Raw genomic sequence first — 23,961 nt, 5'->3', positions numbered from 1 at the left:
CCCCACGGACCTGCGACGACGAGGTCCGGCCCCCGCCCCCGCACCCGGGACGTGCAGTGACCTCACCTCCACCCGCAGTGACGTCAGGGGCTCGGCACGTAAACGTTGGGTTTCGTGGGCCCGCTCCGGGGGCAGGATCGCGCATCCGGTCTAGCGTGAGCGGATGGGTGCAGAGTTGACGCTCGGCGTCGAGGAGGAGCTCCACCTCATCGACCTGCAGAGCTGGCAGTTGTCCGCCCGCGCCCCGCAGGTGCTGTCGCGGCTGGACCAGACGTGGTACTCCGCGGAGCTGCAGCGCACGACGGTCGAGACCAACACCGCGGTGGTGCGCACCCTGACCGAGCTGCGCGAGGAACTGCTGCGCCTGCGCAAGGGCCTGGTCGAGGCCGCGGCCCGCGACGGTCTCGGGGTCGCCGCGGTCGGCACCGCCCCGCGCTCGACCTTCAGCGACTTCGAGCTGACCGCCACCGGCCGCTACGGGCGCATGCAGGAGCAGTACCGCCTGCTGGTCGACGAGCAGCTCATCTGCGGCACCCAGATCCACGTGGGCGTCAGCGACCGCGACCTCGCGGTGGAGATCATGCAGCGCGTCGCCCCCACGCTGCCCGTCCTGCTGGCGCTGTCGGCCAGCTCGCCGTTCTGGAACGGGCAGAACACCGGGTACGCCAGCATCCGGACCACCATCTGGCAGCGCTGGCCCTCCGCCGGCACGACCGGGGAGCTGAGCTCGGCGGCCCGGTACGACCAGCTGCTGGACGACCTCATCGCCTCCGGCGTCATCGCCGACCGCAAGATGGCCTACTTCGACGTCCGGCCCAGCTCGCACGCGCCCACCCTGGAGCTGCGGGTCTGCGACGCCTGCCCGCTCGTCGACGACGCCGTCCTCATCGCCGGCCTGTTCCGCGCCGCCGTCCGCGCCGCCGAGCTCGACGTCCTCGCGGGACGGCCCCGCGTGCAGCAGGCGGCCCCGCTGTACCGGGCCGGCATCTGGCAGGCCGCCCGCGGCGGGCTGTCCGGCGACCTGCTCGCCGAGGGCGAGCACCCCCGCCCGGTCCCGGCCCCCGTCGCGGTCCGCTCCCTGCTGCACCGCCTGCGCCCCCAGCTGGAGGAGCTCGGCGACTGGGACGAGGTCACCGACCTCACCGAGGCCACCCTGGCCCGGGGCAACTCCGCGGACCGCCAGCGGGCGGCCTTCGTCGAGCACGGCCAGCTCGACGACGTCGTGCGCCAGGTGGTGGAGGAGACCCACGGCGCCGCCGCCGGCGAGTCGCCGGCCACCCCCGTGCTGCGCCGGTACCGCAGCCGCGCCGGGGACGAGGCCGTCGGCCTCAACGCGCAGCCGCGGCCGGTGTACCGGGAGGTCATCGAGCACGTGCGGGCCCTGGGCCCGGAGGGCATGGCGATCACCGGGGCCGCGCGCGACGCGTGGGCCGCCCAGCGCCACCTCGCCTACGTCGTCGCCGGACCCGACGGCACCCGCGAGCAGCCCTTCGAGGTCGACCTGCTGCCGCGCATGATCCACCAGCACGAGTGGACGCAGCTCGAGCACGGCCTGGTCCAGCGGGCGCGCGCCATCGAGTGCTTCCTGCGCGACGTCTACGGCGAGCAGCGCATCGTGGAGGACGGAGTGCTGGACCGGGCCGCCGTCGTGGGCGCCCCGGGCTGGGAGGACCGCGCCCGGCGGCTGCCGGCCGGCGTCGTGCGGGCTCCCGTGGCGGGTTTCGACCTGGTGCGCAACGAGTACGGCGGCTGGCGGGTCCTGGAGGACAACGTCCGCAACCCCAGCGGCGTCGCCTACGGGGTCGCCGCCCGCGCCCTCATGGACGCCGTCGTCCCCGGGATGCCGCGGCCACCGGCCCTGCTGGACCCCGCGACGGCGTTCGAGCGGCTGCGCTCGACCCTGCTCGCCCGGTCGCGGCCGGGGACGCGGGCGGTCCTGCTGTCCAGCGGCCCGGCCAGCGGCGCCTGGTTCGAGCACCGCAAGCTCGCCGACGGCGCCGGGCTGCTGCTGGCCGGCGTCGACGACCTCGACGTGCGGGACGGGGTCGTCCTGCACCGGGCGTCCGGGGACCCGGTGGGCGTGCTGTACCTGCGCCTGGACGACGAACTGCTGGACCTGCGCGACCGCACCGGCCGGGCGCTGGGCGAGGAGGTCTTCGAGGTCGCCGCCGCCGGCGGGGTGGTGCTGGCCAACGCCCCGGGCAACGGCATCGCCGACGACAAGGCCATGTACCGCTCGGTGCCGGAGTTCATCGGCTACTACCTGCGGGAACGTCCCCTGCTGGAGTCGGTGCCCACGTACCGCCTCAGCGACGAGAGCGAGCGCCGCGCGGTGCTCGAACGCATCGGGGAACTGGTGACCAAACCCGTCGACGGCTACGGCGGGGCGGGGGTGCTCATCGGTCCCGCGGCCTCGGCGGCCGAGGTCGCCGCCCGCCGCGCCGAGATCGCCGCCGACCCCGCGAACTGGGTGGCCCAGGAGGTGGTCGACCTGTCCTCGGTGCCCAGCTGGAACCGGACCGAGGCCACGCTGCAGCCCCGGCGGGTCGACCTGCGCGCGTTCGTCTACGTCACCGGCACCGGCGCCGCGGACTGCCACCTGGCCGACGTCGCGCTGACCCGCGTCGCCCCCGAGGGCAGCCTCGTCGTGAACTCCTCGCGCGGGGGCGGGGCCAAGGACACGTGGATCCTCGTCGACCGCGGCGCCGACGCGCGGGAGGGGGACACCGGTGTGCGGGCTGGCCGGTGAGCTGAGGTTCGACGGGGCCGGGGCCGACGTCGGTGCCGTGGTGCGGATGTCGGCGTGCCTGGTGCACCGCGGGCCCGACGGCGACGGGCTGTGGGCCCGCGGCCCCGTCGCGCTGGGGCACCGCCGCCTGTCGATCATCGACCTGTCCCCGGCGGGTGCGCAGCCGATGGTCGACGTCGCCGCGGGCGTCTCGGTGGTGTTCAACGGCTGCGTCTACAACTACCGCGAACTGCGGGCCGAGCTGACGGCCGCGGGGCACCGCTTCGCCTCCACCTCCGACACCGAGGTGGTCGCGAAGGCCTACGCGCAGTGGGGGACCGCGTTCGTCGAGCACTTCCTGGGCATGTTCGCCATCGCCGTCCACGAGCACGCCACGGGCCGGCTCGTGCTGGCCCGCGACCGGCTGGGGATCAAACCCCTGTACGTCGACGCGCAGCCCCACCGGATCCGGTTCGCCTCCACCGTCCAGGCCCTCCTGGCCGGCGGTGGGGTCGACACGAGCCTCGACCGCGACGCCCTGGCCCAGTACCTGACGTTCCACTCCGTCGTGCCCGCCCCGCGCACCGTCCTGACCGGGGTGCGCAAGCTGCCGCCGGCCACCGTCCGCGTCGTCGAACCCGACGGCACCACCCGGGACACGACGTACTGGGTGCCGCAGTTCACGCGCTCGCCCGAGTTCGCCGACCTGTCCCCCCGGGAGTGGGAGCAGGGCCTGCTGGAACGGCTGCGCATCGCCGTCGAACGGCGGATGGTCGCCGACGTGCCCGTCGGGGTGCTGCTGTCGGGGGGCCTGGACTCCAGCCTCGTCGTCGCGCTGCTGGCCGAGGCCGGTCAGCGCGACCTCGCCACCTTCAGCATCGGGTTCGACGCCGCGGGCGGGGAGTCCGGCGACGAGTACGAGTACTCCTCGCTCGTCGCCCGCCGGTTCGGGACCGCGCACCACCGCCTGCACGTCGACAGCGCCCGGCTGCTGCCCGGGATCGACGACGCCGTGGCCGCCATGGGCGAGCCCATGGTCAGCCACGACTGCGTGGCGTTCCTGCTGCTGTCCGAGGAGGTCTCCCGGCACGTCAAGGTCGTGCAGTCCGGGCAGGGCGCCGACGAGGTGCTCGGCGGGTACGACTGGTACCCGCCGCTGGCCGGGGTCCCGCGCGAGCGGGCCGTGGCGGAGTACGCCCGGGTGTTCTTCGACCGCAGCCACCGCGGGCTCGCCGACGTGCTGAACCCCGAGTGGCTGCCGGACTCCGACGCCGCCGGCGACTTCACCCGCCAGGCGTTCGCCGCCCCCGGCGCCGAGACGGCCGTCGACGCGGCCCTGCGCAACGACACCACCGTCATGCTCGTCGACGACCCGGTCAAGCGCGTCGACACCATGACCATGGCGCACGGCCTCGAAGCGCGGGTCCCGTTCCTGGACCACGAGCTCGTGGAGTTCGCCGGGCGCATCCCGCCGCAGCTGAAGCTGGCCGACGGCGGCAAGGGCGTGCTGAAGCGGGCCGCGCGCGGACTCGTGCCCGACGAGGTCATCGACCGGCCGAAGGGGTACTTCCCGGTGCCGGCGATCCGGCAGCTGCAGGGGCCCTACCTGGACCGGGTGCGCGAGGCGCTGACCGACCCGGCGGCCAGGCGCCGCGGCCTGTTCCGGCCCGAGGTCGTCGACCGCCTGCTGGCCGACCCCAACACCGAGCGGACACCCCTCGGCTCCAACGTGCTGTGGCAGCTGGCCCTGCTGGAGATGTGGCTGCAGCGGCACGGCGTCGGGTGAGCCGAACCCCGGTCGCCGCCCGCCCGCGCCGGCGGGCACAGTGGAGGCCATGAGCGCGCACGAGTCCACCGGCACCGCGGTCGCCGCCCCGCTCGACGCGGCCCTGACCCTGGCCGGCGAGCTGGCCGGCGCCTGGGGCAGCTGGCGGCCGACGATGACGCCGGACGCCCGGCAGGTCGCCTTCCTCTCGGACCGCTCGGGCACCCCGCAGGTGTGGGTGCAGGAGGTCGTGCTGGACGGGCCCGCCCCGCCGGCGCGCCGGATCCACCTGTCCGACGACCCCGTCGTCTCGGTCTCCTGGGCCGCCGACAGCCGCTGGCTGGCGTGCGCCGTCGCCGCCGGCGGGGGAGTGCGCACCGAGGTCTGGGTCGTGCGCCCCGACGGCACCGGCGCGCGCCGCATCGCCGGGGAGGCGCACGAGCACGCCGAGCTCGGCCCCTGGACGCGCAGCGGGCACCGCGTCGTCGTGACGTTCCCGCCGACCGGGGGCCGCCGTTCGCGCGCCTTCCTCGGCGACCCCGCGACCGGCCGCCTCGACCCCCTCGCCGAGGGCGACCTGATCCACGTGCTCGACGTCTCGCAGGAGGAACGCTTCCTCGTGCTCGTCGACGGCGAGCGCGGGCAGCAGTTCGCCGTCGTCGTCGACCGGCTCATCGACGAGCACCAGCCCCTGCTGCCGCACGGGGCGACCGGGTCCACCGACGTCGCCCTGCTGCGCCCGGCCCCGGCCGGCGACACCGGGCCCGTCTACGTCTACCTGGCCTCCGACGTCGGCCTGCCCCGCCGCCAGCTCCTCGGCCTGCCGTTCGGGCCCAACGGGTACCGCGGCGAACCGCAGACGCTGGCCGCCCGCGACGACGCCGAGCTGGAGTTCGTCGACGCCGACGACGCCGGCACCCTGCTGCTGCTGGTCTGGAACGCCGCCGGCGCCAGCGAGCTGGAGCTGTTCGACACCTCCACCCGCGAGCGCACCCCGCTGCACGGCCTGCCCGGGCTCGTCGCCACCGACCCGGTGCTCTCGCGCGACGGGCGCAGCGTCGTCCTCGGCGTGGAAGGGCCGCAGCGACCGCGCGAGCTGTGGCACCTGGACACCGGGTCGGGACGCTGGACCCGCATCACCCACTCCCCGGACCTGCCCGAGCGGGAACTCGTGGTGCCGACCCTGGTGAGCTACAGCGGACGCGACGGGCTGGCGCTGACCGGCTGGCTGTACCGCCCGCCGGGCGCCGACGGGCCCGGCCCGGCCGCGCTCTGGCTCCACGGCGGCCCCGAGGCGCAGGAACGCCCCACGTTCGTCCCGATGCTGCAGGCCCTCGTCGCCGCCGGCATCACCGTCCTGGCCCCCAACGTGCGGGGCTCGTCCGGGTTCGGCCGCGAGTTCGTGCACGCCGACGACCTCGAGAAGCGCTGGGACGCGTTCGACGACGTCCTGGCCAGCGCCGAGCTGCTCGTCGAGCGGCAGGACGCCGACCCCGCCCGCATCGCCGTCACCGGCCGCTCCTACGGCGGGTACCTGACCCTCGCGGCGCTCGCCTTCTCCCCGGGCGTCTTCGCCGCCGGGGTCGACATCTGCGGCATGAGCGACCTGACGACGTTCTACCGCGACACCGAACCGTGGATCGGGGCTGCCGCCGTCAGCAAGTACGGCCACCCCGAGCGCGACCGCGCGCTGCTGGAGGAGATCTCGCCGCTGCACCGGGCCGAGGAGATCGACGTGCCGCTGCTGGTCGTCCACGGGGAGCTGGACACCAACGTCCCCCTGGGGGAGGCGTTGCAGGTCGTGGCGGCGCTGCGCGCGCTGGAGCGCGACGTGGAGTACCTGCAGCTGGCCGGGGAGGGGCACGACTACCGGCGCGAGGAGTCCAAGCGGGAACTGTGGCAGCGGGTCGTGACGTTCCTCGCCGCGCGGCTGGGCGTCGGTTCCTGAGGCGGTGCCCCGGCACCCTCAGATCAGGTCGATCAGGTCCCCGATCCCGTCGACGATCGCGTGCGGCTGGAACGGGAAGCGCCGCACCTGCTCGCGCTTGGTGGACCCGGTCAGGACGAGGAACGTCGTCAGCCCGGCCTCGATCCCCGCGACGACGTCGGTGTCCATCCGGTCACCGATCATCGCGGTGGTCTCGGAGTGGGCCTCGATCCGGTTCATCGCCGAGCGGAACATCATCGGGTTGGGTTTGCCCACGAAGTACGGTTCGGCGCCCGTGGCCCGCGTGATGAGCGCCGCCACGGAACCGGTCGCGGGCAGCGAACCCTCCTTGGAGGGGCCGGTCGCGTCGGGGTTCGTGGCGATGAACCGCGCCCCGGCCTCGACCAGCCGGATGGCCTTGGTGATGGCCTCGAAGGAGTAGGTCCGGGTCTCCCCGAGCACCACGTAGTCGGGGTCGGTGTCGGTCGTCGTGTACCCGGCCTCGTACAGGGCTGTCGTCAGGCCCGACTCCCCGATGACGTACGCCGAACCGCCCGGCATCTGCCGCGAGAGGAAGTCCGCCGTGGCCAGCGCGGACGTCCAGATGTTCTCCTCCGGGACCTCGATCCCGCTGCGCGACAACCGGGCCGACAGGTCGCGCGGGGTGAAGATCGAGTTGTTCGTCAGCACCAGGAACCGCCGGCTGGAGTCGGCGAGGCGCTGCAGGAACTCCGCCGCCCCGGGCAGGGCGTGCTCCTCGTGGACGAGGACGCCGTCCATGTCCGTCAGCCAGCACTCGATGCCGTTCTTCGCCGTGCTCATCTCGTTGCCCTCCACCTCAGCCCCTCCGTCCGGTCCGTCGCGCGTCCAGTCCGTCGTCCAAGTCCGTCGTTCAGTCCGTCAGGCCGTCCAGCACCGCCGCCGAGCCCGACAGCCCGAGCCGCGTCGCACCCGCGTCCAGCAGCGCGAGCGCCGCCTGGGTGGTGCGGATCCCGCCGCTGGCCTTGATGCCCAGCCGGCCGCCGACGGTGGCGTGCATGACCTCGATCGCGTGGACGCTGGCGCCACCGGCGGGGTGGAAACCCGTCGACGTCTTCACGAAGTCGGCGCCGGCCTCCTCCGCGGCCCGGCACACGGCCACCAGCGTCTCGTCCGGCAGGGCGGCCGACTCGACGATGACCTTCAGGACGGTGGGGGCCGGGGCCGCCGTGCGGACCGCGGCGATGTCGGCGCGGACGGCGTCGACCTCGCCCGCGAGCGCCGCGCCGACGTCGATGACCATGTCGACCTCGTGCGCGCCGGCCTGCACGGCGGCGGCGGCCTCGGCGGCCTTGACGGCGCTGGTGTGCTTGCCGGACGGGAACCCCGCGACGGTCGCGACGACGAGGTCGCCGGCGTCGGCGAGGGGCAGCGTGTTCGGGGAGACGCAGACGGCCAGGACGCCCAGGGCGCGGGCGTCGGCGACCAGGGCCGCGACGTCCGCGGCGGTGGCCTCGGGCTTGAGCAGCGTGTGGTCGACCAGGCGGGCGACGTCGGTCCGGGTTCGTCGGTTCACACCGGCGAGTGTGCCACCCGGGGTCTCAGGCGCCCGCGCGGACTTCGGCGCCCGCCTGCGGTGCGTGCCAGGCCCGGTCCGCGTCGAGCGTGGCGAACCACGCGCGCAGCGCGTCCACGGGCAGGGGCCGGCTCACGTGGTAGCCCTGGGCGAGGTCGCAGCCCGCGGTCCGCAGCCGGTCGAGGACGGCGTCGTTCTCGACGCCCTCGGCGACCATGGCCAGGCCCAGGGAGTGCGACAGCGCGATGGTGGACTCCACGATCGCCGCGGTCCGCGCGTCGGCGTCGAGGTTCTGCGTGAACGAGCGGTCCAGCTTCAGCTCGTCCAGGGGCAGTTCGCGCAGGTACGCCAGCGAGGAGTACCCGGTCCCGTAGTCGTCGACGGAGACGCGGACGCCCTGGTCGCGCAGCGCCGTCAGCACCGCGACCGACGTCGCCTTGTCGACCATGAAGACGCCTTCGGTGATCTCCACGACGAGGGCCGAGCCGCTCAGCCCGACCTCGGCGAGGGCGTGGGCCACCTCCTGCGGCAGGGCGAGGTCGAGCAGCTCGGACGTCGACAGGTTCACGGCCACGGTGGCGTCCCACCCCGCCGCGCGCCACGCGGCGCAGTCGCGCAGGGCGACGCGCAGGACCTGCGCGCTCAGGTCCGCCGACAGGCCGGCGTCCTGCACGAGCGGCAGGAACGCGTCGGGGCCCAGCAGCCCCCGGACGGGGTGCTGCCAGCGCACGAGCGCCTCCACGCCGGTCAGCCGCCCCGAGCCCAGGGCGATCTTCGGCTGGTAGTGCAGCACCAGCTGGCCCTGGGCGATGCCGGTACGCAGCTCGTCGACCAGCCGCAGCCGGTCGCGGCTGTGCTCGTCGAGGTCGTCGGCGTACAGGTGGGTCCCGCAGCGGTCGGCCTTGGCGCGGTACATCGCCACGTCCGCGCGGCGCAGGAGCTCGGCGGCGCTCACGGCCCGGGTGCAGGCGGTGGCCAGGCCGACGCTGGCCCCGACGTGGACGCGCACGCCGGACAGGACGAACGGGGCGGCCAGCGCCGCGGACAGGTGGTCCGCGACGTGCTGGGCGTCGGTGTCGCGGCCGGTGCGGACCAGGACGGCGAACTCGTCGCCGCCCAGCCGGGCGAGCAGGTCGTCGCAGCGCAGCGCGGCCGCGAACCGCCGGCCGACCTCGACGAGCAGCTCGTCGCCGGCGGCGTGCCCGAGGCTGTCGTTGACCTCCTTGAAGCGGTCGAGGTCGATGAGCAGGACCGACAGGCCCGGCGGCCCGTCGGTCTCCAGGAGGCTGCCGAGGGCCTCGGTGAAGCGGCGCCGGTTGGCCAGGCCCGTCAGCTCGTCGGTGCGCGCCTGGTTGCGGAAGACCGTCAGGTCCCGGACCTGCCGGAAGGTCACGGCGGTGCGGGTGATGCTCGTGAGGACGCCCGCCAGGGCCAGCAGGCTCACCACGAGCGGGACGTCCCGGACGGTGGCGACGAACAGCACGGCCACCGACAGCAGGGCGAACGCGGCGGGCGCCACGAGGTCGGTCAGCCCCACGGGCCGGCTGACGTGCCGCGTCGGCGGCTGCCAGGCCGCCAGCGCGATGAGCAGCAGCGGGATCGGCCAGCCCGCGTCGAGGACCGTGTTCGCCCGCCAGGTGCCCTCGGTCAGCGCCACGGCGTACGTGGAGTCGGAGACGGCCTGCACCGCGAACCCCGCGCCCAGCAGCGTCCACGTGCGCCCGGGCCGCCAGCCGAACACCGCGACGACGGACGTCATCATCATGAGGAGCAGGAGGTCGCTGATCGGGTACGCCAGGCCCGTCAGCGCGGGCAGCAGCCGGTGCGAGCCCAGCTGCAGGAGCGGGCCGATGAGCACCAGCGCCGCCAGGGAACCGCCGGCGAAGGCGGCCAGGAGCGCGTCCAGCCACACCGTGCCCTGCAGCCGTCCCGCGCGCGAGCGCAGCAGCAGCACCACGCCCACGTAGGCCAGGGGGTACAGCAGCAGCCACGAGGCGTCGGACACCGACGGGAACGCGACGTCCGTCCGGAACTGCAGGAAGGCGTAGTAGGTGAACGACCCGGTGGCGCCGGCCGTCACGGCGGCCGCCAGGAACGACCAGGCCAGGCGTTCTGCGCGGACCCGCACGGCGCGCCACAGGACGAGCACCGCGAACAGCGGCCACATCGAGTTCTTGAGGTAGAGGTCGAACAGCGGGATGGTCCGGCCCTGCGGCCGGAACGGCGGCAGCAGGCTGACGAGGTAGACGCCCACGCCGGCCGTCAGCAGCACCAGGAGCAGGCGCACCGGCAGCGGGACGACCCACGCGCCCGCTGCGGCCGGGCGCCGGCGCTCCGTCCTCCTGCTCACCTTCAGAGGATCGGCCGCCCGGGCGCGGGGGTGATCGGCCGAACGGGTCGATCGACTTCTCACGGGGTGAGAACCGTCGCAGCGCGCACCCCGTCCCCGCCCGTACCGTCCGCAGCGCCCGACGACGCAGGAGTCGTCCCGTCCCGGAGGTGCACCCCGTGTCCCGTCCCAGCTCTCCCGCGATCCGCACCCTCATCGGCCCCGGGCGCTACGTCCAGGGCGCCGGCGCCCTCGGACGCCTCGGGGAGCACCTGCGGCCCCTCGGTTCGGCCCCCCTCGTCGTGGCCGACGACGTCGTCTGGGGCTTCGCCGGGCACGAGGTCGAGGCCTCCCTGCGGGCCGCCGGGCTGCCCGCGCGCCGGGAGGGGTTCGGCGGGGTGCCCTCGGCCCGCGAGGTCGACCGTCTCGTCGGTGTCGTCCGGCAGGCCGGCGCCGACGTCCTCGTCGCCCTCGGCGGCGGCAGCACCATCGACGCCGTCAAGGCCGCCGGGTTCCTCGCCGGCACCCGCTGGGCCACCGTCCCGACGGTGGCCTCGACCGACGCGCCCACCTCGGCGCTCGCGGTGATCTACACCGACGCCGGGGAGTTCGAGGAGTACCGGTTCTTCCCCCGCAACCCCGACCTCGTCCTCGTCGACACGCAGCTGATCGTGAGCGCGCCCGCCCACTTCCTCGCCGCCGGGGTCGGTGACGCCCTGGCGACGTGGCTGGAGGCGCGCGCGACGGTGGCCTCGGGATCGGCGACGATGGCGGGCGGGCTGCCCACCCAGGCCGCCGCGGCGCTGGCCCGGTTGAGCTGGGACGTGCTGTGGGACAACGCGCTGCCCGCGCTGGACGCCGTCCGCGACCACCTGGTGACCCCCGCGGTGGAGAAGGTCGTCGAAGCGAACACGCTGCTGTCCGGGGTGGGGTTCGAGTCCGGTGGTCTGGCGGCCGCGCACGCCGTCCACAACGGGCTCACGGCCGTGCCGCAGACGCACGGGCTGGCGCACGGGCAGAAGGTGAACATCGGCTCGATCACGCAGCTCGTGCTGGAGGGTGCGCCGACCTCGGAGATCCGCGACTTCGTGGAGTTCACGACCCGGGTCGGACTGCCGACCACGCTGACCGAGGTGGGGTTGCGCCCCTCGGACACCGAGGAGCTGGCGAGGGTCGCCGCGGCCGCGACGGTCCCGGCCGAGACGATCCACAGCATGCCGTTCGCGGTGTCCGCGGCGGACGTCGCGGCGGCCCTGGCCTCGATCGAGGGCTTCTCCCGGCGGGTGCGCGCCGAGGCGGGGCTGCCCGAGCCGGTGCCGTTCACCGGCCGGCACTGAGGCGTTCAGCCGACGGGCTGGGCCGCCACCTCGCACCGGTCGCGGCCGGCGGCCTTCGCCGCGTACAGGGCCGCGTCGGCGCGCTGCAGCGTCGCGTCCACGGCCTCGCCCGGGACCCACTGCGCCACCCCCACGGAACAGGTCTGCCCGTCGGGCACCACCCGGCGCAGCGCCTCGAACCGGTGCGCGGCGTCGGTGGCCGACCCCGTCACGACGGCGACGAACTCCTCACCGCCCCAACGGGCCAGGAACCCCCCGGCGCCCAGGGACTCCACCCAGGCGGCGCTGGCGGCCTTGAGGAGGTCGTCACCGGCCTGGTGGCCGCGGCTGTCGTTGTAGCGCTTGAAGTGGTCGAGGTCGACGAGCGCCAGGAAGACCTCGTCGCCGCGGTCGGCCCGGCACTGCCGGGACAGCTCGTGCTCCAGGGTGCGCCGGTTGGCCAGGCCCGTCAGGGGGTCCGTCCGGGCCAGGGCCTCCAGCCGGCGCGACTGCGACCGCAGGCGCTGCAGCAGGTCCCAGACGCGCCCGACGACCAGGGCGATCAGGGCCACCGAGCCGGCCGCCAGCCAGCCGACTGCCACGGGCCGGCGCGTGAGCGCCATCGTCACCAGGACCGCCGAGGGCAGCGCGGCCGCGACCGCCAGGACGAACAACCGCGGCGCGGTCAGCCCCCCGGTGGACTCCGACGCGTCCACGTGGTGCCCGGGCGTCCGCGCGTCCACCGCCGCCGCGGCGAACCCGACGTAGTAGAGCAGCCACAGCACGTTCACGGCCCGGCCCGACTCGCTGCCGCCCGTCGTCAGCTGCTGCAGGTTCCACGCGACGTCGGCCACGATCGTGCTGCTCGTGGCGGCCACGAGCAGCCAGAACGCCGGCGGCCGGGCCCCCGGGCCCGTCACCAGGCGGGCGACGAGGAAGAACAGCAGGACGTCGGCGACGGGGTAGGCCGAGCTGACCACGCGGGCCAGCAGGGGCTGGGCGCTGTCCGAGGCCACCGGGAGGATGACGAACACCCCGAACAGGGTCGCCGCCGACAGGGACAGGATCGCGGCGTCCAGCAGGCTGCCCCGGTACCGGGTGCTCGTGCGCTGCCGGTTCAGCGACAGCAGCCCGACCGTCACCGGCACGTAGCCCAGCAGGTAGCAGGCGTCGCCCGGGGTGGGCCAGGTCTGCGACCCGCGCAGGTCGAGCACCGCGAAGACCGTCTCGCCGAGCAGGAGGAGGACCAGGTTGGCCAGCAGCCACCACCACGGCCGGCGGAACCCCGCCGGGATCCGCGGCACCGCGACCGCCGCGGTCAGCACCGAGGCCACCACGGGCAGCAGGTAGAGCAGGGTGCCCGCGTCCGACTCCGGGGAGGGGACCTGGGCGACGGCGACGCACAGCAGCCCGGCCGCGATCGTCAGGACCGTGGGCCGCAGCGACGGACGGTCCTGGTCTCCGAGCACACCAGCATGATCGGCACGGCCCCGTCCGCCTTGATGCGCCGTCCGTGGGACCGTCCGGGGTGGCGGTTAGGCTCGTCCCCGTGGTGAGCATCCCTGGCCTGAGCCCGCGCTCGAGTTCCCGACCGGTCCCCGACGCCGACGGCGCGCTGCGCACGAGCCGGCGCCTCACCGGCTGGGGACGCACCGCCCCCACGACGGCCACCGTCCTGCGCACCGCGGACCTCGACGTCATCGCCGAGGCCGTCCGCACCGCCGGCCCGCGCGGAGTCATCGCCCGCGGCCTGGGCCGCTCCTACGGCGACCCCGCCCAGAACGCCGGCGGGCTCGTCGTCGACATGACCGCCCTGGACCGCATCCACCACGTCGACGTCGACGCCGCGGTCGCCGACGTCGACGCCGGGTGCTCCCTGGACGAGCTCCTGCGCGCCGTCGTCCCGCACGGCCTGTGGGTGCCCGTCCTGCCCGGCACCCGCCAGGTCACCGTCGGCGGGGCCATCGGCGCCGACATCCACGGCGGCAACCACCACACCCAGGGCACCTTCACCCGGCACGTCCTGTCCCTGGACCTGCTGACCGCCGACGGGCAGATCCGCACGCTCACCCCCGACGGGCCCGACCGGGACCTCTTCCTGGCCACCACCGGCGGCATGGGCCTGACCGGCATCGTGCTGCGCGCGAAGATCCGCCTGGACCGCGTCGAGACGTCCTACTTCATCGCCGACGTCGAGCAGACGCCCGACTTCGACGACATGCTCGAGCGGCTGCAGAAGAACGACGAGAACTACACGTACTCCAAGACGTGGTTCGACTCGGTGACCAAGGGCGAGCACATGGGCCGCGGCTTCCTGCTGCGCGGCTCCTCGGCGAAGCTGTCCGACCTGCCGCCCGAGCTGCGCAAGGACCCGCTGAAGTTCGACGCCCCGCAGCTCGCGCGCTTCCCCGACCTGTTCCCCTCCGGGATGCTGAACCGGCTGTCGGCCAAGGCGCTCAACGAGTTCTACTACCGGAAGTCGAAGACGAAGTCCGGTGTGGTGCAGAACATCACGCAGTTCTACCACCTGCTGGACCTGTTCGCGGACTGGAACCGGGCCTACGGCCCCGACGGCTTCCTGCAGTACCAGTTCGTCGTGCCCTTCGAGCGGACCGACCTGCTGAAGTCGAGCATGGAGGCCATCGTCGAGTCCGGGCACATCTCGGCGCTGAACGTCCTGAAGCGCTTCGGCGACGCCAACGACGCACCCCTGTCGTTCCCGACGCGCGGCTGGACGCTCGCGGTCGACCTGCCCGTGAAGAAGGGGCTGGACCAGCTCTGCGACCTGCTCGACGAGATGGTCCTCGACGCCGGCGGCCGGCTGTACCTGGCCAAGGACTCCCGCACCACGGCCGACCGGTTCGCCCGCATGTACCCCGAGCTGCCGGCCTGGCGGAAGGTGCGCGACGAGGTCGACCCCGAACGGAAGTTCGCCTCCGACCAGTCCCGGCGGCTGCAGCTGGTCACCGGCTGAAAGGGCGAGACGGGCTCAAGGCGCACGGCCACGGCGTCGACAGGAGCAGCAGGACCCCTCGGGGTGGACGACGGACGGCGGTGGTGAGCGTGACGGGGCACGTCGCGCTGGACCCCGCCCGCGCGCTGCTGCGCCGCGACCTCGCCGCGCTCGACGACCTGGTCGGGGCCGACCCGCAGCGCGCCGAGGCGCTCGCCGGCGAGCTGGCCGAACGGGCCTCCGCGCTCGGTGACGCCGACGCGCTCGTCCTGGCCCGCCTGGGACTGGCCGAGGCGGTGCAGCGCACCGGTGACTCCGCCGCCGCCGCCCGCCTCATCACCGACCTGCGCGCCCAGCACGACCACCTGGGCCCGGAGGCCGCGGTCCGCGTCCCCTGGTTGCTGGCCCGCGTCTTCACCGACCTCGGTGACCGGCCCACCGCCCTCGAGCACGCCCTCGACGCCGCCGCCGCGTGCAGCGACGACCTCCCCCGCCGGCTGCGCACGCGCGTCTTCGTCAAGGTCGCCGACCTGCTCGACGAGCTCGGCGCCTACGAGGACTCCCGCACCTGGTACGAGCGGGCCGAGGAGCTCGCCGTGGGCGACGGGCAGCTGCACCTGCTCGTGGTGAACAACCGGGCCTACTCCGAGCTGGAGCGCCGGGACGCGGTGGCCGCCCGGCGGGAGATGGCCCTGCTGCACGAGCTGAGCGCGCGCTACGACCGCCCGCTGAACGCCAACACCCTCGACACCGTCGCCCGCGTCCACCTGCTGTGCGGGGAACCCGAGCTCGCCGAGGCCGCCGCCCGCGCCGCCATCGAGGCGAACTCGGCGATGGACGCGAAGAACGGCGACGACGCCCCCGTCTGCCTGCTCACCCTCGCCGTGGTGCTGCGCGTGCGGGGGGAGGTCGCCGCGGCGTCCCGCGTCCTGGACGAGGCCCGCGCGGCGTGCGCCCGGGAGGGGTTCGGCACCGTCCGGTCCCAGATCCTCGCCGAGCAGGCCGAGGTCTTCGCGGCCCTGGGCGACTACCGGGCCGCCTTCGAGACCCACAAGGCGTTCCACGCCGCCGACCGCGAGCTGCTCTCGGAGCAGCGCGAGGCGCAGGCCCGGGCCCGGCAGGCGGTGTTCGAGATCGACGTCGCGCGCCAGGAAGCGGCCCGGTACCGCGAGGAGGCGCGACGCGACCCGCTGACGGGGCTGCGCAACCGCTTGTTCGTCGACGAGCGCCTGCCCGAGCTGCTCACCGCGTCCCGCAGCCAGGGACGGGTCGCGGGCGTGGTGCTGCTCGACCTCGACCACTTCAAGGCCGTGAACGACACCTACTCGCACGAGGCCGGTGACGAGGTGCTGCGCCGCCTGGCCCGCATCCTCACCGACGCCGTGGACGGCTGCCCCGGCCCGGAGTCGTTCGCCGCGCGCCTGGGCGGGGAGGAGTTCCTGCTCGTCGTGACCGACGCCCGCTCCGGCTGCGCCGCGGACCTCGGCGAACGCGTCCGGCGCACGGTGGAGGAGACCGACTGGTCCGCCGTCACCCCCGGCCGGGCCATCACCGTCAGCGCGGGCGTCGCGACCCTCGCGCCCGGCGGGGACAAGGCGTCCCTGCTGGCGCTCGCCGACGCGCGGCTGTACGCCGCGAAGGCGGCGGGGCGCAACCGCGTCGACGCGGGCTGAGGCCGAGGGGCCCCGGCCCGGGGCACGTTCACCCGATCGGCACCGCGCTGCCCGTCACCACGATCCCGCCCTCGGCCGGGACGTCGACGATCAGCAGTCCCGGCCGCCCCACGTGCCGGCCCTGGTGGATCGTCACCCGCGCGGGGACCTCGACGAGCCCGAGCGCGCGCAGGTACCCGCCGAAGGCGGCCGCGGCCGACCCCGTGGCGGGGTCCTCGGTGATCGTGCCGACGGGGAACACGTTGCGCGCCTCGAAGACCAGGGGTTCGCGGCGGTGCACGACGGTGATGGTCGCCGGCCAGCCGTGGGCGTCGAGGACCCGGCGGGCGGCCAGGGGGTCGACCGTGAACCCGTCGAACCGGGCGCGGTCGCGCACGACGAGCACGGGGTGCGGGTTGCCCGCGGCCGCCAGCCGCGGCGGGTGCAGCTCGTCGAGGTCGTCGTGCCGCAGGCCCAGGAGGTCCAGGAGCTCGTCGACGTCCGCGGCGGGCAGTTCGGTGACGAGGGGGTCGACGCTCGTGAACGACGCCCGCCCGTCGGCCGTCGTCAGCTCCACCGCACCCACGGGGGTGTCGAACGTGAACGTCCCGGCCCCGTGCCGCTCCCCGAGCAGCACGGCCGTCGCGACGGTGGCGTGACCGCAGAACGGGACCTCGGCGTGGGGGGAGAAGTAGCGCAGGCCCACCCGCCGCTCGTGCAGCGGCGAGACGACGAACGCGGTCTCGGCGTAGCCCACCTGCGCGGCGACGGCGAGCATCTCGGCGGCGGAGGCGTCCGCGGCGTCCAGCACGATGCCCGCGGGGTTCCCCCCGGAGGGGTCGTCGGTGAAGGCGGCGTAGCGCAGCACGTCCATCCCCGTGACGCTACTCGCGCGGTCACGGGTCCGGCTCGTACGGTCGGGGCATGAGCACCAGCAGGCGGACGGTCCTGGGCGGCACCGCGGCGGGGGTCCTGGCCCTGGCCGCCTGCGGACCCGACGAGGAGAGCGCCCCGGCCCCCGCGTCCACCTCCCCGGCGCCGGCCGCGGGCGACCTCACCCTCGACGCGGCGGCCTGGCGCTACGACGCGGAGCACGACGCCTACCACCAGGTCGGCGTCACCTACGTCGCGAGCCCGCAGGCCCCCGACCGCGAACGGCTCGCCGTGGTCGTCCCCGGCGCGTACTTCGACGCCGAGGACAACGGGGACGGCACCTTCACCGTCACCGCGTCCGACGGCGCCGTCGACGGCTGGACGGCGGCGACCGCCCCGATCGTGTTCCCCGTGAACACCCCCGGGTACACGGGTCAGCCCGCGGTCGCGGAGTACCGCTGGGAGGACGTCGCGGCGACGGTGTCGGCCGGCTTCGTCCACGTCACCGCCGGGCTGCGGGGCACCGACACGAACTCCGACACGTTCACCGGGAACGCGCCCTGGGGGGTCGTCGACCTCAAGGCGGCGATCCGGTACGTGCGGGCCAACGCCGAGGCGATCCCCGGCAGCCGCGACCGGATCGTCTGCTACGGGCACAGCGGGGGCGGGGCGCAGACGGCGGTCACCGGGACGTCGGGCGACGCCCCCGAGTTCACGCCCTACCTCGAGGCGCTCGGCGCGGCGGGGACCTCCGACGCGATCGCCGCCGCGGTGTGCTGGTGCCCCATCACCAGCCTGGGTCACGCCAACGCCGCGTACGAGTGGAACATGGGGCAGTTCGCCGACACCGGGACCCGTGCGCCGGGGACGTGGACGGAGCAGTACTCGAAGGACCTCGCGGCGGCCTACGCCGGGCACCTGAACTCCCTGGACCTGCTCGACGAGGCGGGCGACGCCCTTACGCTGACGTCCTCGGCCACCGGGATCGACCTGGCCGGCAGCTACCACGACCACGTCCTGGCGGCTCTGACCACCTCGCTCAACCGGTTCCTGGGCTACACGACGTTCCCGCACGACGGGGCGGCGACACCCGTGGAGTTCGTCGCCGCCCTCGACGGGGGAGCGGGCTGGGTCACGTTCGACCAGGCGTCGGGGCAGGCGACCGTCCGGGACCTGGGGGGTTTCGTCCGCAGCCAGAAACCGCCCACCAAGGACGTGGGAGCCTTCGACGGGGTCGACCGCGGCGCCACGGAGAACGCGGTCTTCGGCCACGGCACGCAGAACCTGCACTTCGCTCGGGCCGCGCACGACGTCGTCGCGGCGGGGGAGGAGCGGTACGCGCAGCTGCAGGGCTGGCAGGCGGGGTACGCGGCCTCGGAGTACGCCGCCGACCTCGAGCAGACCGACAGCCTCGGCGAGGACGCGGCGTACCGCGTCGACGCCTACGACCCGCTGCACCACCTCGCCGACGGTCGCACGGACCGTTCGCTGGCCCCGCACTGGCGGATCCGCACGGGGCTGACCCAGGGGGACACCGCGAGCACGGTGGAGCTGAACCTCGCCGCCGCCCTGCGGGGACGGGGGGCCTCGGTCGACTTCGCCACCGTCTGGGGCGTCGGCCACACCGAGGCCGAGGAGACGGGGGACCACACGGAGAACTTCGTCGCGTGGGTGCGGCAGACCTTCCGGTGAACCGGGCGGCGGCCCCGCGGGGGGCCGCCGCCCGGGGCCTCACCCCTTGAGGGCGCCGGCGGCGATGTTCGAGATGAAGTGCCGGGAGCCGATGAGGAAGATGCCGATGAGCGGCACCACGCTCACGACGGCGCCGGCCATGATCATCCCGTAGTCGGTCGTGTAGACCGAGTTCAGCTGCGCCAGCGCGGTCTGCAACGTCTGCCGCCCCGGGTTGACCAGCACGACCAACGGCCAGATGTAGTCGTTCCAGGCCGTCACGAACGTGAAGATCCCCAGGAACGCGAGCCCACCGCGCAGCATCGGGATCGCGATGGACCACCAGGTCCGGAAGAACCCGGCCCCGTCGAGGGTCGCGGACTCGATGAGCTCGTCCGGGATGGACGCCTGCGCGAACTGCCGCAGCAGGAAGATGCCGAAGGCGTTGGCCGCACCGGGCACGATGAGGGCCTGCAGGTCGCCCATCCACCCCAGCTTCGACATCAGCACGAAGCTCGGGACGAGGGACAGGTTGCCGGGGACGAGGAACGTCACCAGCAGCACGCCGAACAGCGCGTTGCGGCCGGGGAACCGGTACTTGGCGAACGCGAACGCGGCCAGGGAGTCCAGCAGGACCACCAGCACCGCGAGGGATCCCGCCACGATGAACGAGTTCAGCATGGAGCCGAGCAGGTCGACGTTGGCGACGACATTGCGCAGGTTCTGCAGCAGGTGCGTGCTCGGCAGCAGGTTCGGCGGGTAGCCGAAGATCTGCGCCGTCGTGCTCGTCGACATGACGAGCAGCCAGTAGAACGGGAACAGCGACAGGACGACACCGACGAGGATGCAGGCGTGGGTGACGACCCGTCCCACGACCCACTGCCGGCTGCGGCGGGGCCTGACGACGGCGAGGCGGTCCTTGCGCGTCGTGGCCGACGTGCGGGCCAGTTCGGGAGCGCTCACTTCGCCACCTCCTTGGCGCGGCGGGTGACCTTGGGGACCGCGTCGCGGTCCCGCAGCAGCCGCCAGTTGATGATGGCGAACACGGCGGCGAGGGCGAACAGCGCCCACGCGATCGCCGAGCCGTAGCCGAAGTCGAGCTGAGAGAACGCCTGGTCGTACTGGTAGAGGACGATCGTCATGCCGGCCTCGTTGACGCCGCCGACCGTGCCGTTGCCGTTCGCGGCCCCGAACAGGATCTGCGGTTCGGTGAACAGCCCCAGGCCGCCGATGGTGGAGGTGATGACGGTGAACAGGATCACCGGGCGCAGCATCGGGATGGTCACGGAGAAGAACGTCCGCCAGAACCCGGCGCCGTCGACCTTCGCCGCGTCGTAGAGCTCGTCCGGGACGGCCTGCAGCGCAGCCAGGTAGAGGATCGCGTTGTAGCCGGTCCAGCGCCAGATGACCATCACCGCGATGGTGATCTTGATGCCCCACTCGGTCGACAGCCAGGCGACCGTCGGCAGGTGCAGGGCGGTGAGCGCCGAGTTGACGATGCCGAAGCTGTCGGAGAACACCGACCCGAACACGATGGCCATGGCGACCATGCTCGTGACGTTCGGGATGAAGAAGGCGACCCGGTAGAAGCCCTTCATCCGGATGTTCTGGTGCAGCAGGAAGGCCATGACCAGGGCCAGGAACAGCATGGGCACCGTGGAGATGACCCAGATGACCAGGGTGTTCCCGACGGCGTTCCAGAACCGGGAGTCCTGGAAGAGGTAGGCGTACTGCTGCAGGCCGACGAACTTGATCTGCCCGATGCCGTCCCAGTCGGTGAAGGACAGGTAGATCGAGAAGAGGATCGGGAAGGCCCCGAAGACGAGGAAGATCAGGTAGAACGGCGAGACGGCGGCGTACTGCGGCCAGAACCGCCGCACACCCTGGCGCTTCACGCTGAGCTCCGGTGCCCGGCGCGTCGTCCGCTGGCCCACGGTGACGGCCATCAGATCACCCCTCGCTTCTTGAGGATCTTGTCCACGGCTGTGACCGCGTCGTCCCACGCCTGGTCGGGGTCCTTGCCGGCGGACTCCACGACGCGCAGCTGGTCGCGGAAGGCTTCGACCTGCTTCTCGTAGGTGCTGATGAACGTCGTGGGGACGTTCTCGGCGGCGGTGCTGAAGAACGCCAGGGGGTCCTGGTCGCCGAAGAACCCGCCGGAGTCGGCCATGCCGGCGGTGAACGCCCCGGGGGCCGAGGGGAAGAGCTGGACCTCGTTGTAGGACTGGGCCTGGTTCTCCGGCAGCGTGAGCCAGCGGGCGAAGGCCAGGGCCGCCGCGGGGTCCTTGCACGTCTTGGGGACGGCGAGGAACGAGCCGCCGGAGTTGCCCGGCAGGCCGGGCTGCTGGGCGATGCGCCACTTCCCGGCCAGGTCGGGGGTCGTGTCGCTGAGGACCTTCATCCACCACGCGCCCTCGATGTTGGCGCCGAGCTTGCCGGAGTTCCACGCGGCGTTCTGCTCGTTCTCGATCTGCAGGTTGCGGGTGACCTTGGCCCGGACCGCCTTGACCGCGGTGTCCCACGCGGCCCGGATCGCCGACCCGGGTTCGTGGAACAACGGTTTGTCGTCCTTGTCGAAGAAGCGTTCCGGGGAGGCGTTGACGTACTGGTTGAAGATCGAGACGGCGTTGGTGGCGAGCGCGACGTCGCTGGACTCGCGCAGCTGCTGGCCGAAGGCGATCCAGTCGTCCCAGGTGCGGACGGCGGCGCCGACGTCCTCGGGCGCCGAGGGCATCCCGGCGGCCTCGAACAGGTCCGCGCGGTAGAAGAACCCCGTCGGGCCGGTGTCCATGGGGAAGAACAGGAAGCGGCCCGTCGGCGTCCGGCCGAGGTTCCACTTCCACTCGTAGTAGTCGTCCTTGAAGTCCTGCGCCCCGTAGTCGTCGAGGTTGACGAACTGGTCCTCGCTGGGGAAGTACAGCGCGGCGTTGGAGTTGACCGCCGTGATGTCGGGGATGTACGCCTGCGCGGCGAACCCCGTGCGCAGCTTGTTGTCGAAGGCCCCGCCGATGACGTCGGCCCGCAGGCGCTTGGCGGTGCCCGGGATCTGCTGGGCCGCCTTCGCCAGGAGGCTGGGGGCGATCGACCGGTTCCAGTACCAGAGCACCAGTTCCTTCGGGTCGCTGGAGATCGAGGTCCCCGACCCGCACCCGGCCACCGCGGCCGTCAGCGGGACGCCGGCCGCGCCGGCGAGACCGGCCCGCAGGAACGCGCGCCGGGAGGGGGATCGACCGGGGGCGCCCCCCGGCGGGTGAGACGAGACGTGCAATCCAACCAGCCCACTCTCTTCGTCGAGACCTTCGAGCCGTGCTTCCGTGAGCGCTCACGGAGTGGTAGGACGGTGCCACCGGTCACGGAGACCTGTCAAGGCACGCGATGATGCGTCGCGGGTCCGTGACGGAGTGGAGGAACGGCGATGACCGCTGAGCAGCAGGAAGACGCGCCCCGTCGTGCCCGCAGGACGCTGCGGGTCGGGGCCACCATCGAGCACGTCGCCGCCGCGGCGGGCGTGTCCCGCCAGACGGTGACCCGCGCCATGAACGACATGGACGGCATCTCCGCCGCCACGAAGGGGCGGGTCCTGGCCGCGGCGAAGGAGCTGAACTACCGGCCCTCCCGGTTCGGGCGGGGCCTGGCCCGCGCCGCGCACGACACCCTCGGGCTCGTCGTGCCTGACCTGGCCAACCCCTACGCCCCCGAGTTCGCCGCCGCCACGGTGCGCTACGCGGGTGAGCTCGGGTGGAACGTCGTGCTCGTCGACACCTCGCACGCCCGGGACCCGGGGCGGATCCTGTCGGACCTGGCCGGCCAGGTGGACGCCGTCCTGGGCTACCTCGGCGACTCCGCGCACTGGGCGGAGGCGCTGGCCGGGATGCCGGTCGTGGCGGTCGACCCCGGGGCCGGCGGGAAGACGCCGGACTCGCACCTGGTCCGCCTCGACCCCCGGCCCGCCCTGCGCGAGGCCGCCGAGCACCTCGCGACGGCGGGGGTGCGCCACGTGGTCGTCCTCGACGGCGACGGCGAGCACCGGACCAGCGACCGGGCCCGGCTCATCGCGGACGCGCTCACCGCGCGCGGCCTGTCGGCGGAGTTCTGCAACGCCGGCGGTCAGGAGGTCGAGGCCGGCCGGGCGGCGGCCCGCCGGATCGTCGCCGCGGGCCTGCCCGACGCGGTGTTCGCCTGGAACGACATCCTGGCCGTCGGTGCGCTGTCGACGTTCACCGAGCTCGGGGTGCGGGTCCCCGACCAGGTGCGCCTGCTCGGGATCGACGGGTTGTCGCTGGGGACCTTCGTCACCCCGCAGCTGACGACGCTGGCCGCCGACCGGCACCTCGTCGCCCGGCACGCCGTCGACCTCGCGATCGCCGCGCTCGGCCCCGACGCCCCGGCCGAGCCGGGCTCGCGCCGGGTCGAGCACGTGTTCACGCCGCGGGCCAGCGCGTAGGGCGCACCCGCCCGGGCCGGACGCCTCGCGCCGGTGAGGTTCAGCGGGGGCCCTCGGTGAAGCGCTGCCAGCTGAGCTCCTGCTCCTGCGCCGGTGCGTCCTCGTGCTCGGGGCAGGCCAGGCGCAGGTGGCGGTCGCCGAAGGGGGCGTCGACGTACGCGCAGTGGTGCGGCAGGGGGCCGTCGGGGTGGGCGTACGGGCGGAAGTGGCTGCACGTGACGCAGGTGCGCTGAGGGGCGACGTTGCCCTCGACCTGCAGGGTCCGGACGATCTTGACCAGGGAACGCAGCAGGTCCTCCTGCTCCCGGTCGTCCAGGACGTCGACGGCGCGGGCGAGGAAGTCCGGCCACCGGGCCGACCGTTCGAGCAGAGCGGCCCCGGCGGGGCTCAGGCGCAGCCGGATCGAGCGCTTGTCCGCACCGGCCTCCCGCACGAGGAGGCCCTTGGCGATGAGGGCGTTCACGCGCACGCTCGTGGTGGGGGCCGAGACCCCGAGCTGCGCGGCCAGCTCGGCCAGGCGCATGCCCTCGGGGTTCTCGCGCAACGTGGCCAGGGCCTGCGCCTGGGTGGGGGTCACGCCCTCGGGCTCGGCCCCGCGCCAGGCCTGGGTGCGCAGGACCAGGGCGATCCTCGTCAGGCCGCTGGTGATGCGGCGGGAGACCGGTTCGCTCAGCGCGTCGAAGATGGCCGCCTTGTTCACTTTGGGAGCCTAACACTCTTGACACCGTCGCCCCTGGAGACAAATAGT

The 23,961-nt window shown here is 73.9% G+C and carries 17 protein-coding genes; 8 read left to right on the top strand and 9 right to left on the bottom strand.

Features of this window, described 5'->3' with window-relative positions; translation table 11 throughout:
- The first annotated feature begins 163 nt into the window (after positions 1–163).
- From CLV37_RS08170 to CLV37_RS08160, 3 genes are read left to right on the top strand one after another with little or no spacing between them, the layout of a single operon-like run.
- On the top strand, positions 164–2,749 hold the full coding sequence (locus tag CLV37_RS08170; protein ID WP_245885315.1) for a carboxylate--amine ligase/circularly permuted type 2 ATP-grasp protein: 2,586 nt from the start codon (positions 164–166) through the stop codon (positions 2,747–2,749).
- A complete protein-coding gene (locus tag CLV37_RS08165; protein ID WP_106209013.1) occupies positions 2,730–4,514 on the top strand; it encodes an N-acetylglutaminylglutamine amidotransferase in 1,785 nt (594 codons plus the stop codon). The genes CLV37_RS08170 and CLV37_RS08165 overlap by 20 nt, the downstream gene beginning before the upstream one ends.
- 49 nt (positions 4,515–4,563) lie before the next feature.
- Complete coding sequence (locus CLV37_RS08160; protein ID WP_106209012.1) at positions 4,564–6,441, top strand: S9 family peptidase; 1,878 nt, start codon at positions 4,564–4,566, stop codon at positions 6,439–6,441.
- Between the two features lie 18 nt (positions 6,442–6,459).
- On the opposite strand, the gene CLV37_RS08155 is transcribed toward CLV37_RS08160, so the two are convergent.
- The 3 genes from CLV37_RS08155 to CLV37_RS08145 form a co-directional block, all read right to left on the bottom strand.
- Complete coding sequence (locus tag CLV37_RS08155) at positions 6,460–7,242, bottom strand: HAD-IIA family hydrolase (protein WP_106209423.1); 783 nt, start codon at positions 7,240–7,242, stop codon at positions 6,460–6,462.
- Between the two features lie 70 nt (positions 7,243–7,312).
- Positions 7,313–7,975, bottom strand: a complete 663-nt coding sequence (gene deoC / locus CLV37_RS08150; RefSeq protein WP_106209009.1) for a deoxyribose-phosphate aldolase — start codon at positions 7,973–7,975, stop codon at positions 7,313–7,315.
- 25 nt (positions 7,976–8,000) lie between these two features.
- Positions 8,001–10,325 (bottom strand): putative bifunctional diguanylate cyclase/phosphodiesterase, encoded by a 2,325-nt coding sequence (locus CLV37_RS08145; protein WP_146149335.1) that lies wholly within the window; start codon positions 10,323–10,325, stop codon positions 8,001–8,003.
- A gap of 158 nt (positions 10,326–10,483) precedes the next feature.
- On the opposite strand from CLV37_RS08145, the gene CLV37_RS08140 reads away from it, so the two are divergent.
- Positions 10,484–11,641, top strand: coding sequence for a glycerol dehydrogenase (locus CLV37_RS08140; RefSeq protein ID WP_106209005.1), 1,158 nt, complete (start codon positions 10,484–10,486; stop codon positions 11,639–11,641).
- Between the two features lie 5 nt (positions 11,642–11,646).
- On the opposite strand, the gene CLV37_RS08135 is transcribed toward CLV37_RS08140, so the two are convergent.
- Positions 11,647–13,089: a GGDEF domain-containing protein gene (locus tag CLV37_RS08135; protein ID WP_106209003.1), complete on the bottom strand. Its 1,443-nt coding sequence runs from the start codon at positions 13,087–13,089 to the stop codon at positions 11,647–11,649.
- A gap of 146 nt (positions 13,090–13,235) precedes the next feature.
- Between CLV37_RS08135 and dprE1 the strand changes: the two genes are divergently transcribed.
- Together dprE1 and CLV37_RS08125 are read left to right on the top strand one after the other, a co-directional pair.
- The gene (gene dprE1 / locus CLV37_RS08130) at positions 13,236–14,594 is read left to right on the top strand and encodes a decaprenylphosphoryl-beta-D-ribose oxidase (RefSeq protein ID WP_170127138.1); all 1,359 of its coding nucleotides are present in this window, start codon (positions 13,236–13,238) and stop codon (positions 14,592–14,594) included.
- An 89-nt stretch (positions 14,595–14,683) separates the two neighbouring features.
- Entirely contained in the window at positions 14,684–16,246 is a 1,563-nt protein-coding gene (locus CLV37_RS08125; RefSeq protein WP_146149334.1) for a GGDEF domain-containing protein, read from the top strand.
- A gap of 28 nt (positions 16,247–16,274) precedes the next feature.
- Here the strand turns inward: CLV37_RS08125 and CLV37_RS08120 are convergent, their stop codons facing one another.
- Complete coding sequence (locus CLV37_RS08120; protein WP_106208999.1) at positions 16,275–17,099, bottom strand: PhzF family phenazine biosynthesis protein; 825 nt, start codon at positions 17,097–17,099, stop codon at positions 16,275–16,277.
- Between the two features lie 50 nt (positions 17,100–17,149).
- Here CLV37_RS08120 and CLV37_RS08115 point away from each other — a divergent pair, with 50 nt between their 5' ends.
- Positions 17,150–18,790 carry a prolyl oligopeptidase family serine peptidase gene (locus tag CLV37_RS08115; RefSeq protein WP_106208996.1) on the top strand — a complete coding sequence of 547 codons (1,641 nt, stop codon included), beginning with the start codon at positions 17,150–17,152 and terminating at the stop codon, positions 18,788–18,790.
- A gap of 39 nt (positions 18,791–18,829) precedes the next feature.
- Here CLV37_RS08115 and CLV37_RS08110 read toward each other — a convergent pair whose 3' ends face one another.
- The 3 genes from CLV37_RS08110 to CLV37_RS08100 are packed head-to-tail and all read right to left on the bottom strand — an operon-like array spanning position 18,830 to position 22,037.
- On the bottom strand, positions 18,830–19,732 hold the full coding sequence (locus CLV37_RS08110; RefSeq protein WP_211298484.1) for a carbohydrate ABC transporter permease: 903 nt from the start codon (positions 19,730–19,732) through the stop codon (positions 18,830–18,832).
- Positions 19,729–20,715: a carbohydrate ABC transporter permease gene (locus tag CLV37_RS08105; RefSeq protein ID WP_106208994.1), complete on the bottom strand. Its 987-nt coding sequence runs from the start codon at positions 20,713–20,715 to the stop codon at positions 19,729–19,731. The genes CLV37_RS08110 and CLV37_RS08105 overlap by 4 nt, the downstream gene beginning before the upstream one ends.
- Positions 20,715–22,037 (bottom strand): ABC transporter substrate-binding protein, encoded by a 1,323-nt coding sequence (locus CLV37_RS08100; protein ID WP_211298483.1) that lies wholly within the window; start codon positions 22,035–22,037, stop codon positions 20,715–20,717. The genes CLV37_RS08105 and CLV37_RS08100 overlap by 1 nt, the downstream gene beginning before the upstream one ends.
- A 147-nt stretch (positions 22,038–22,184) precedes the next feature.
- Between CLV37_RS08100 and CLV37_RS08095 the strand changes: the two genes are divergently transcribed.
- Positions 22,185–23,213, top strand: coding sequence for a LacI family DNA-binding transcriptional regulator (locus tag CLV37_RS08095; RefSeq protein WP_106208992.1), 1,029 nt, complete (start codon positions 22,185–22,187; stop codon positions 23,211–23,213).
- A 40-nt stretch (positions 23,214–23,253) separates the two neighbouring features.
- On the opposite strand, the gene CLV37_RS08090 is transcribed toward CLV37_RS08095, so the two are convergent.
- Complete coding sequence (locus CLV37_RS08090) at positions 23,254–23,913, bottom strand: MarR family winged helix-turn-helix transcriptional regulator (protein ID WP_106208990.1); 660 nt, start codon at positions 23,911–23,913, stop codon at positions 23,254–23,256.
- Positions 23,914–23,961: the final 48 nt, after the last annotated feature.

The organism is Kineococcus rhizosphaerae (assembly GCF_003002055.1).
GTDB classification, from domain to species: Bacteria; Actinomycetota; Actinomycetes; order Actinomycetales; family Kineococcaceae; genus Kineococcus; species Kineococcus rhizosphaerae.
Note: the sequence above shows the minus strand (reverse complement) of the source record. Positions and strands in the feature narration are given on the sequence as shown.